This is a genomic window from Haladaptatus sp. AB643 (assembly GCF_024136975.1).
Taxonomy (GTDB): domain Archaea; phylum Halobacteriota; class Halobacteria; order Halobacteriales; family Haladaptataceae; genus Haladaptatus.
The window spans coordinates 191323-202784 of record NZ_JAMYJW010000006.1 but is presented as its reverse complement, the minus strand read 5'-3'; the positions used below and the strand labels follow the sequence as shown (position 1 = coordinate 202784).

At 59.3% G+C, this 11462-nt stretch carries 6 protein-coding genes and 1 tRNA gene; 3 read left to right on the top strand and 4 right to left on the bottom strand.

The window, feature by feature from the left end; genetic code table 11:
* The first annotated feature begins 1 nt into the window (after position 1).
* The 3 genes from NKF25_RS13980 to NKF25_RS13970 are packed head-to-tail and all read left to right on the top strand — an operon-like array spanning position 2 to position 5570.
* Positions 2–2287, top strand: coding sequence for a kinase anchor protein (locus tag NKF25_RS13980; RefSeq protein ID WP_253227265.1), 2286 nt, complete (start codon positions 2–4; stop codon positions 2285–2287).
* Positions 2278–3588, top strand: a complete 1311-nt coding sequence (locus NKF25_RS13975; RefSeq protein ID WP_253227264.1) for a YeaH/YhbH family protein — start codon at positions 2278–2280, stop codon at positions 3586–3588. Before NKF25_RS13980 ends, NKF25_RS13975 begins: the two co-directional genes overlap by 10 nt.
* Positions 3585–5570, top strand: a complete 1986-nt coding sequence (locus tag NKF25_RS13970) for a SpoVR family protein (protein ID WP_253227263.1) — start codon at positions 3585–3587, stop codon at positions 5568–5570. Before NKF25_RS13975 ends, NKF25_RS13970 begins: the two co-directional genes overlap by 4 nt.
* On the opposite strand, the gene NKF25_RS13965 is transcribed toward NKF25_RS13970, so the two are convergent.
* From NKF25_RS13965 to NKF25_RS13950, 4 genes are all read right to left on the bottom strand, one after another.
* Positions 5562–6767 (bottom strand): HalOD1 output domain-containing protein, encoded by a 1206-nt coding sequence (locus tag NKF25_RS13965; RefSeq protein ID WP_253227262.1) that lies wholly within the window; start codon positions 6765–6767, stop codon positions 5562–5564. The genes NKF25_RS13970 and NKF25_RS13965 overlap by 9 nt on opposite strands.
* Positions 6768–7455: 688 nt before the next feature.
* Complete coding sequence (locus NKF25_RS13960) at positions 7456–8805, bottom strand: hypothetical protein (protein ID WP_253227261.1); 1350 nt, start codon at positions 8803–8805, stop codon at positions 7456–7458.
* 460 nt (positions 8806–9265) lie between these two features.
* A tRNA-Glu gene (locus tag NKF25_RS13955) sits at positions 9266–9340 on the bottom strand.
* Between the two features lie 120 nt (positions 9341–9460).
* Positions 9461–11428 carry a 3-hydroxyacyl-CoA dehydrogenase/enoyl-CoA hydratase family protein gene (locus NKF25_RS13950; RefSeq protein ID WP_253227260.1) on the bottom strand — a complete coding sequence of 656 codons (1968 nt, stop codon included), beginning with the start codon at positions 11426–11428 and terminating at the stop codon, positions 9461–9463.
* Positions 11429–11462 lie beyond the last annotated feature (34 nt).

Here is an 11462-nt window from a genome sequence, read left to right as displayed (position 1 = left end):
AGTGACCGAAGGCAGCGACTACATCGACGACGCGAACCGTGAACTCCGGGAGACCTACGAGGAGCCGATGAGCCTCGCGGAGTACGTAGACGCGGCGTTCGAAAACCCGACCATCGCCTCACACGCGAGCAAGTACCTCCTCGAAGCCATCGAGTCGATGGGGCGGCGAACGGTGGTCGAGGAGGGCGAGGAGAAGGAACGCTACAGTTTCTTCGACGACCCGCACAACGACGGCGAGCACGCCATCCTCGGCAACACCGAGGTGCTGAACGCGTTCGTGGACGACCTGCGTTCCATCGCAGCGCGTCGCGGCAAGGAGGAGAAGATAATCTGGTTCGCCGGACCGACGGCGACCGGAAAGTCCGAACTCAAACGCTGTCTCGTCAACGGGCTACGCGAATATTCGAAAACGCCCGAAGGGCGGCGTTACACCGTCGAGTGGAACATCGCCACCGCGACGGAAGCGCCGGGACTGACCTACGGCGACGACGCCGTCGCGACGAGCGAGGAGAACTGGTACGCCAGTCCCGTTCAGTCACACCCGCTGCTCGTCTTCCCGCCGAAGGTCCGTGAAGGGTTGCTCGACACGCTGAACGCCGAACTCGACGACAACCTCGACGTGCTGGTCGACGGCAAACTCGACCCGTTCAGCCGTGAGGCGTACGACTATCTGGAGGAGCAGTACCGCAGGGAGGGCGAGGAGGAGCTTTTCTCCGCCATCACCGACCCGGCACATCTCCGCGTGAAAAACTACGTCGTGGACATCGGCGACGGCATCGGCGTCCTCCACTCGGAGGACAGCGGCCGCCCGAAACAGCGCCTCGTCGGCAGTTGGATGCAGGGGATGTTGCAGGAACTCGACTCGCGCGGGCGGAAGAATCCGCAGGCGTTCAGCTACGACGGTGTCCTCTCGCAGGGCAACGGTCTGCTGACCATCGTGGAGGACGCGGCCCAACACGCGGACCTCCTGCAAAAGCTGCTCAACGTACCCGACGAGAAGGCGGTCAAGCTGGACAAGGGTATCCAGATGGACATCGACACCCAGCTCGTCATCATCTCGAATCCGGACCTCGAAGCGCAGTTGAACCAGCACGCCGATGCTGGAGGGGCGGACCCACTTCGTGCGCTGAAACGGCGGCTCGACCGCCGCGAGTTCCGCTACCTGACGAACCTCAGTCTGGAAGCCGAACTCATCAGGCGCGAACTCACGAACGAGACGTCGGTGTGGCGGGCCGACGTGTACGACGAACTCGAAGCCCGAATTCGGGAACCCATCGGCGTTCGAGTTCGGGACGGCGACGACATCAACGAGCGTGAAATCGCACCCCACGCCATCGAATCGGCGGCGTTGTACAGCGTCGTCTCCCGACTCGACGGGAGCGACGTGCCCGCCGGACTCGACCTCGTTGACAAAGCCATCCTCTTCGACCGCGGCTACCTGTTGGACGGCGACGAGCGCATCGAGAAGGACGATTTCGACTTCGACGACGACGCGTCGGACGGGGCGGGCGGCATTCCGGTCACGTACACCCGCGATACCATCGCCGGACTGCTCAACGATATCCGTGACCGCCACCACCCCGACTACGCTGTCGAACAGGTCATCATGCCACGCGACGTGCTCAACGCGATGGCCGAGGGAATCGGGGATGCCCCCGTCTTCTCGACGGCCGAACGCACCGAGTACGAGAACCGCCTCGTGCCCGTGAAGAACTACATCTTCCAACAGCAGGAGAGCGACGTGCTCGACGCCATCATGCGCGACCGCCGGGTGGACGAGGAGACCGTCGCCGAATACATCGAACACGTCTACGCGTGGGCGACCGGCGAGGTCGTCGAAAACGACCGCGGCGAAGAGATCGAGCCGGATGCGCTGAAGATGAAGGTGTTCGAAACCGAGCACCTCGGTCGGTTCAGTCCGGACGCCTACGAGGTGAACCACGAACCGAGTCCGGCCGTGGCCGAGTTCCGCCGGAACAAGGTCATCACCGCGCTGAATCGCCACGCGTGGGAGAGCCGAAACGAGGAGTTCGAAGTCGGCGATATCGACCCGAAGGAGGTCCCGATCATCAAAACAGTACTCGCAAACAACGACTGGGACGACGTGCACCGTGTCTACGAGGATTTCAACCCGAGCCAGTGGGAGAACCCGCCACGGAACACCGAGACGGCCGAGGTAAAAGAGAAGACGATACGGAACCTACAGGAACTGTTCGGCTACTCCCCCGCCTCGGCCGAGCTGACGAGCCAACACGTCATGAATCAGGTGAGCTACAAATGGGATTGAGAGACGACCTCGAACGATACCGTGAAGTCGGCGAGGACCGCCGTGAGGACCTCGCCGAGTTCATCCAATACGGTGACCTCGGCCAGAGTCTCCCCGATGAGATTCACATCCCCATCAAAATCGTGGACCTCCCGGAGTTCCGCTACGACCAACGCGACCGGGGTGGTGTCGGCCAAGGACAACCCGACGTGGGCGACCCCGTCGGTCAACCACAGCCACAACCCGGCGACGATGGTGAGGAGGAGGGTGACCCCGGCGACGAGTCGGACGAACACGGCTACTACGAGATGGACCCGGAGGAGTTCGCCGAGGAGTTGGACGACGAACTCGGCCTCGAACTCGAACCGAAAGGGAAGGAGGTCATCGAGGAGACCGAGGGCGATTTCACCGACGTGACGAAGACCGGCCCCGACAGCACGCTCGACTTCGAGCGCATGTTCAAGGAAGGTCTGAAGCGCAAGCTGGCGATGGACTTCGATCCCGACTACATCCGCGAAGCGATGGGCGTCGAAGGCTGGGGTCCGGACGAGGTGTTCCGGTGGGCACGCGGAAACAACCTCACCGTCTCCAAACGCTGGGTCGAGGAGAACTACGAGGCCCTGTCCGCCGACGAGCGCACGAAGTGGTCGAGCATCGAGGAGATGGAGTCGAAGGTCGAACCGACCAGCACGGCCCAGAAAATCCGCGACCACGGCGTCAAGAACATCCCGTTCCGTCGAGAGGACGAACGGTACCGCTACCCGGAGATCATCGAGGAGCGCGAGAAGAACGTCGTCGTCGTCAACATCCGCGACGTGTCCGGGTCGATGCGCGAGAAGAAACGCGAACTCGTGGAGCGGACGTTCACGCCGCTGGACTGGTATCTCACCGGGAAGTACGACACCGCCGAGTTCGTCTACATCGCCCACGACGCGGAGGCGTGGCGGGTCGAACGCGACGAGTTCTTCGGCATCCGGTCGGGCGGCGGGACGAAGATTTCGTCCGCCTACGAACTCGCGGGACGCATCCTCGAAGAGGAGTACCCGTGGGCCGACTGGAACCGCTACGTGTTCGCGGCGGGTGACAGCGAGAACAGCCGGAACGACACCGAGGAGAACGTCATCCCCCGGATGGAGGAGATTCCAGCGAACCTGCACGCCTACGTCGAAACGCAACCCGAAGGCAAAGCCATCAACGCGACCCACGCCGAGGAAGTCGAGCGCCATTTCGGTGACTCGGAAAACGTCGCCGTCAGCTACGTCAACGGTCCGGAGGACGTGACGACCGCGATTTACGAAATCCTGAGCACGGAGGCATCATGAACGAGCGAATCGAAACCCAACGGAAGGCCGAAGAGTTGCAGGAGCCAGTCGTGGAAGCCCGAAACCTCGCGCGGAAACTCGGTCTCGACCCGTATCCGGTCAAGTACTGGATCGTCGACTACGACGAGATGAACGAACTCATCGCCTACGACGGGTTTCAGGAGCGGTACCCGCACTGGCGCTGGGGGATGAAGTACGACCGCCAGCAGAAACAGGGCCAGTACGGCGGCGGCAAGGCGTTCGAGATCGTCATCAACGACGATCCGGCCCACGCCTTCCTCCAACAGTCCAACAGCCTGTCCGACCAGAAGGCAGTCATCACGCACGTCGAGGCCCACTCGGACTTCTTCGCCAACAACCGCTGGTATCGGATGTTCGCGGACGAACTCGACGCGGCGGCGCTCCTCTCGCGCCACGCCGACAGGGTTCGGCGTATCATGGCCGACCCGGAAATCGACCGCGAGGAGGTCGAAAAGTGGATCGACAACGTGCTCTGTCTGCAGGACAACATCGATCAGCATCAGGCGTTCAAGCACCAGCATCGGGTTCAGGAGGACGAGGAGCACGAAACCGACGAGATCTCCGACCAACTCGCCGAGATGAACCTCAGCGACGAGGTTCGTCAGGAAGTGTTCGACGACGAATGGCTCGAAGCCCAGCAGGAAAAACAAGCGGGAGCGCTCGAAGAACCCGAAAAGGACCTGCTCGCGTATCTCCGAGACCACGGAAGTGCTTACGACCCCGAGGAGGGCAAAGCCGTCGAGATGGAGGAGTGGCAACGGGAAATCCTGGAGATGCTCCGCACCGAATCGTACTACTTCGCCGCCCAGAAGACGACGAAGGTGATGAACGAAGGTTGGGCCGCGTACTGGGAGTCGATGATGATGGGCGAGGAGGGCTTTGCGGGGTCCGACGAGTTCATCGAATACGCGGACCATCAAGCGCGCGTTCTCGGGTCGCCGGGATTGAACCCGTACAAGCTCGGAAAACAGCTGTGGGAGTACATCGAGAACACCGAAAACCGTCGCGAAGTCGTGCGTAAACTCCTCCGCGTGAAGGGCATCACGTGGCGGAACTTCCACGACGTAGTTGACTTCGAGCAGGTCAACGAACTGATCGAACCCGACCCGGCGCTGGAAACGGTGACGTCCGAGACGCTGTCGGACCTCGAATCGCTCCCGGCGGAAAAGATCGACACCGAAGCGCTGGAGCAGGCGAAAGCTGGCGATATCGACGTCGATGCCCATCCGTGGAAGGTGCTCTCGTACGAGGGGTTGGCGGAACGCCACTTCTCGCTCTGTAAGCTCCAGAATAGGGGGTTCCTCGAAGCCATTCCACAGGCGGACTTGGAACAGTACGCCCGGTACATGATGGACGACGAGCGGTACGGGAGCACCGAGGAAGCGCTGGCAGACGTGGAGTACACCGTCGGTTGGGACCGGATGTACGAGGTGCGGTCGAGTCACAACGACGTGACGTTCCTGGACGGCTTCCTGACGAAGGAGTTCGTCACCGACAACGAGTACTTCACTTACGAGTTCAGCCGAACAACCGGCGATTACCGGGTGACGAGCACGGAATACGAGGACGTGAAGAAGAAGCTGATGCTCCAGTTCACGAACTTCGGCAAGCCGACGATGGCCGTCTACGACGGTAACTTCGACAACAAGAGCGAACTCCTGCTCGGCCACCACTACAACGGCGTCATGCTCGACCTCGAACAGGCCACGCGGACGCTCGAACGGATCTACGAACTCTGGGGCCACCCGGTGAACCTCAAGACCATCGTGAAGGAGATCGACGAGCGCGACGCCGAAATCGCACGACGGCGTGACCGCGAGCCGGAACCGGAAGAGCAGGGAAAACTCATCCGCTACGACGGAGACGAGTTCGAGATGCGCGACCTGCCGTGGAGTGCGGTCGAGGACATCGCGGCGACTGAGGTCGATTACAACACGAAACCGGACGAGTGGCTAGCGTGAGTCGTACAGTTTGATCTCACCGCTATCGACCACCACCTCGTATCCTTCGTACTGAAACGTCGCGTAGACGGAGATATCCTCGTGCTCGGCGAGCCGTTGGAGCGCATCGATGTCGATGACGTCCGAGAGGATCGGTTGTAATTCCGTCGGTGGGACGTCCCGCACGTTCGCCAACGCTCGAGCGAGCGTCACGACGATAGAATCGGGTGCGGTGCCGTACACCGTCCAGTACGCTTCGTCGGGTTCGTCTTCGGGTGGATCGTTCGTTCGGATTCGCTCACTGTCGGTGAGGCTCGGGAACAGTTCAGTGGACGAGTCGTCCGTCGTCAGTTGCACGTATCGTTCGAGCACGTCCCGATCGATGGCCGAGGAGACGACGTTCCCATCGAGTTGGAGAACACCGACCTCGGCTAACTCCGGCAGATGGACGTGCCACAACGTGATGTGGACGCGTTCGTATTCGTTCTCGCTCGGGACCCCAGACCCTTCCCACATCGCTATCTGTCGTGCGATTCCGGAGACGGTCGCCGAGTCGCTGACCTCACAGAGGTATCGGCAGACGTGCCGTCGGCGAGGGGAACCGAGGAGCGCGAGGAGGACGTCGGCCGAGACCGCCGGTTCGGTCTCTTCGTAGCCGTGCACGACATCGAACAGCGAACGGAGCATGGCGACGGTCGAACCGTCATGCGCGTCCGGGACGATATGGAAATGTGCCACGACGTCGAGATGCCGAAGCTGGTCGGTTAAGGTCGCGAGGAACCGAAACGCGGTCGTTCGGTCGACGTGGCGAAGGAGCGTCGAGACGGAGTCAAAACAGAGTACCGTCGGATGGTCGTTCGCCGACCATTCGTCGAGATACAGTCGAATCGTGGTTTCGAGTCGACCGAGACTCGCGGGGTTCGACAGCGAGACGGAGTTCTGATCGCCGTGTGGTTCGAGTCGGTGTGTTCCGGTTCGTGCGTTGCCACCACCGATGGCGATGATTCCGAGTTCCGTCGGTTCGTCGCCGATTCGCGATTGCCACTGCTGTAACACGACTTCCGGTGACCGATTGTAGGTCACGATGAGGACGTTTCGTTCGCGCGCCCCATCGCCGGACAATCGATGCACACAGTCGATATCGCCCTCCCTCCCCATCGCGGCGGTCGAGAGAAGCGTGCTTCCCGCGTCGAATGATGAATCACCTGCTGTGGTCATGTCGATTTATATCTACCACATATTTCAGTCCCCCATACAGAGAACGTATCGTCTGACTGTGTCAACCAAAGGCACCCCACGGTAATAAAGATATCCGCTAGTTCTGTTGAACTATCGAGAGTTGCCATCTCGTTTCCACCCGTCTCTGCACTATTTTCACTCGTTTGAACGGTTAGGCATTATTGATGGATATGTGGTAAATCTCCCTGAAATGTCTGTTTAGTGGGAACGGCCGGAATGGCGGCAGGCTTCGAAATAATTCGGATAGTGTTGAAGATTATGAATATGAATCGATCCACTGAATTTCATTCTCGTGGTAGATACTGCCTGCTCGAATCCCCATCCGATCGAAAACACACCGACGCATCGCTTCTCGGTCTGTTGTTCCTGAGAGATCAATCAGACCATCGCCAATGTTGACAGTACGACAATGACTTCAATGATGAAACTGGACACCTCCGGAAGTCTTGCCCAAACGACAATCTGAACGAAACTACATATGTATGTCCATACTATTAAGACAATCAAGATAGTATTACATTATATGGATCTTACATTATCGGGAGAGGATATACTCGAATCGATCTATGTACTAATCATATTAATTACATGTGTCGCGATCCTCTCACCGACGATCGCAGACATTCAACTGGCAACTCTCACTGCGGTCGGGTTGTTGGTTGCATTTTCACCGGGGGTGCTTGTTGTGGCGGCGATTAGCCGACTGGGATAGGCTATCCGCGTCGATCCACGCCAACCAGAGCCAAACGACAGGTATCGCAAACGAGGCGTTGCCGATTCCATGACCGAACACAGCAGTAACAAGTGCGGCGGCAATTACACGATATTCGAACGTCCAGTTCCACGGAGAAAAATCGTAGTCGTGCATCCGTGCGAGTTGAACATATGCACCACCGAAGACAACCCCGACGATCGCCAATCCAGGGATCCCCAGCTCGGCGACAATTCGTCCCACCAAGGTTTTGAGCGATATCGTGCCACCGGAGTTGTGCGCCAAACTGGCGAGCGATTTCGTCGGTAGGAGTTGAGTCGTATGCGCGGCTGTGCCACCTAGTCCGTACCCGACGAACCCGTGAATTGACGAGAAGGCCGCGAACACCGGTCCAATCGTCGAGAAGAATCGGGTATTAATCGAGTGTCGCCATCCACCCGTGACGAGGAAGGTTAGTTGCTTTGCCATATACGTGTGTGGTAGTAATATCACAAAGACAGCAATACCAAGCATAACGAGCCCGATACCGAGTGCCGCAAACTTCCAGCGCCCCGAGAGAAGTGTGAGCGCTGCGACGAATATGACGAGTAAAAGCATTCCTGTCGTCGAAAGGGTTGTTAAAAGGATGATGAGTAGGCCTCCGCAGACAATGGCAACACGTCGCCAGTCGTCAGCATAGTGTAGAAGCGCCGCCGGAAGAAGAGTTGTGACGATCAGAAACGCGAAGTGAGATGGCTCGCTCGCAAACCCAGTCGTTCGCCATAATCCTTCGAACCCCGTCGGTGCAAAACCACGGACCAAACGGGGAACGATGGCAAGGGCATCAAATCCCGTGACCATCCACGCGATGGAGAAGTACGCAGGGATAACGGACAGCAACCCTCCAAGGAGAAGGTATTGAGTACGTTCGTCAGTTGAGACGTCGCGCAAAGTCACACGGAGGACGAAGAAGACAGCAACGCCTACCGAGAGTGCGACAACTTGTTCGATCCACCATTTTGCTCGCAAAAATCCGGATGAGACAGTCGCATAATCGATAGCGAGGAAGACGAGCGAGTGGATCAGTGCATAGCCAAAGAGAATCCCTACGGCATAGCCGAGCGGTGAGCGGTCATAGTTGCCAAAGTGCCAGTAGACGACTGGGAGAAGTATGAGTGCGCCGAGGCTTGTAGCAGGTGCGATATAGATCGGAATTGGCAGCGGAATTGTCTCAATTGTAATCACAGCCAGTAAAAGAGCACTCACGAGAGTGCCCGCATTCCTATCGGCAGATAATCCAGAATTGAATTGATTTTCCAATGACATTGGATGTGTATCCATTCGTTGTGTTTGGAGTATAAAGTTTCTCGTATTGGTGAAAATCAACCGGTGACAGTGACCCGCGAGAGCCGTCTTTGATCGCGAGTGGCGATTCGGGAAAACCGCACGCATCCATCGAACTCGTCAACGACATCAAAGAAGGTCGTCCTCGTCACGAAATACAATACCAGAGACGAAGGAGTAGTCATTTTGGTTTGACAGATGGATCGAATCGCTACACTACGGCGACTTCCGTAGTTCCGATTTTCTTTATTGGTTTCAGGCATGGACGTACACGTATACCTGAGCAAGTAGAAAACCGAAAGAAGGCGCACCGTTGGAATGCTCGGTCAGGGATTTGAACTCGTCGAGACGGTCCGGGCATGTGGCCCTTCGGGCCATTCCGGGCTGCGACTCGTCTGCTCAAATCCCAGACGCTGCGCTTTTCCTCATTTCATTCGGAAAATGCTCGGTCAGGGATTTGAACCCTGGTCCTCGGCTCGAAAGGCCAAGATGATTGGCCGGACTACACCAACCGAGCGTCCTACGCTTCTGCGCACTCATTGCTTTCTGTTGGACTAGTTTAAACCTTCCGTTATCGACCGACAGCGGGCTGATTCCGCGTCAATTGGTGTCACCCCTTTTGGGAAGGGGTGGCAGTTTACTTGCCTTCGAACTCGGCGTCGCGCTTGCCCATGAACGCGGTGATGCCTTCCATCAGGTCGTCCGTCGCCATCAGGTGTCCGAACGCTTGGGCTTCGATTTCGAGTCCGGCCTCCGTGCTCTCCCATCCCTTGAGCATCGCACGCTTCGTGAACTTCTGTGCGATCGGCGGGCCGCCCGCGAGCTTCGTGGCCAGTTCGAAGGCGCTCTCTTCGAACTCATCGGTCGGGACGACTTCGTTCAGGAAGCCGTAGTCGGCCATCGTCTCGGGGTCGAAGCGGTCCGCGGTGAAGATGATCTCTTTCGCGCGCCCCTCGCCGACGATATGCTGGAGGCGTTGGGTTCCGCCCCACCCCGGCAGGAGGCCGAGGTCGTGTTCGGGCTGACCGAGTTCCGAGCGCTCGCTGGCGATTCGGAGGTCGGCGCACATCGACAGCTCCATCCCGCCGCCGAGACAGTAGCCGTCGATTCCGGCGACGACCGGCATCGAACAGGATTCGAGTTTACCGAACGTCTCCTGGCCTTTGCGCGAGAGTTCGATGGCTCCGATGGGGTCGGCACCGCCCGCGGCCATGCTCTGGACGTCCGCTCCGGCGGAGAACGCCTTGTCGCCCTCGCCCGTGATGAGGACGGCACGGACCTCGTCGTCCTCCTCCAGTTGGTCGATTGCGACCGACAGTTCGTCCAGCAGTTCCCCGCTGATGGTGTTCATGCGGTGTGGGCGGTCGAGGACGATTTGTCCGACCATCTCGCCGGGTTTCTCGATGCGGATGGCCTCAAACTCGATGCCTTCGTCCTCATCCGGGTCGGCGAAGCCGCCGACCTCGGCGCGCTCTTCGAGGTAGTCCGCGGGTTCGTAGCGTTCCGAACCCGTCTCCTCGTGGAGGGATTCGAGCGTTTCCAGCAACGTCGACAGTCCGGCGTCGTCTGCCATCCGGGCCGGTCCTTCGGGGAAGCCAGCGCCGAGCATGACCGCCTCGTCGATTTCCCCGGCGGGCGCGACGTCGTTGCCGACGAGTTTGGCGACCTCGTTCGCCATCACGGCTTGCAGGCGGAGGATGACGTCCTCGTTTCCGGCGTCGGTCGGGATATCGACACCGCCGTCCTCGTAGTCGTAGAATCCCGTTCCGGTTTTCTTGCCGAGGTTCCCCTCCTCGACCTTTTCGGCGAGCAGCGGGCACGGTTCGTAGGCGTCACCGAGCACCTCGTGCATATATTCGAGGACGTGATAGCCGACGTCGATGCCGACCTGGTCCGCGAGTTCGAAACTGCCCATCGGCAGGCCCATGTCGAACTTCGTCGCGCTGTCCACTTCCTCGATGGTGGCGTCGCCGGATTCGACGATCCACGCGGCCTCGTTCATCAGGGGGACGAGCACGCGGTTGACGATGAACCCGGGGCTATCCTTGCGCACGCGAACGGGGGATTTGCCCATCTCCTCGGCCAACTCCTCGGTGACGTCGAGAACGCCCTCGTTCGTGTGGGCACCCGTGATGACTTCGACGAGTTGCATCCGAACCGGCGGGTTGAAAAAGTGCATCCCGCAGAACTGTTCGGGGCGCTCGGTCACCTCGGAGAGTTCGGTGATCGAGAGACTGGACGTGTTGGTGGCAAAAATCGTGTGGTCGGGGGCGTACTCCTCCAGTTCCCCGTACACGTCCTTTTTGATCTCCATCTTCTCGGGGACGGCTTCGATGACGAAGTCGGCGTCCGAGACGGCCTCCTCGAAGTCCACGAGCGGCGTCACGCGGTCCAGCGCGGCGTCGGCGTCCGCCTCGCTGATCTGATCGTTTTCGGCCAGTTTTCCGAGGCTCCACTCGATTCCCTCGTAGCCGTTCTGGACGAACTCCTCTTTGATATCCCGCAGGTTTACGTCGAATCCCGCGAGCGCCGCGACTTCAGCGATTCCGTGGCCCATGTTGCCTGCGCCGAGAACCGCTATGGTGTTGATATCTTCGAGCTCCATGCAAGAACCCTCGTTACGGGGGTGTTTCAACGTT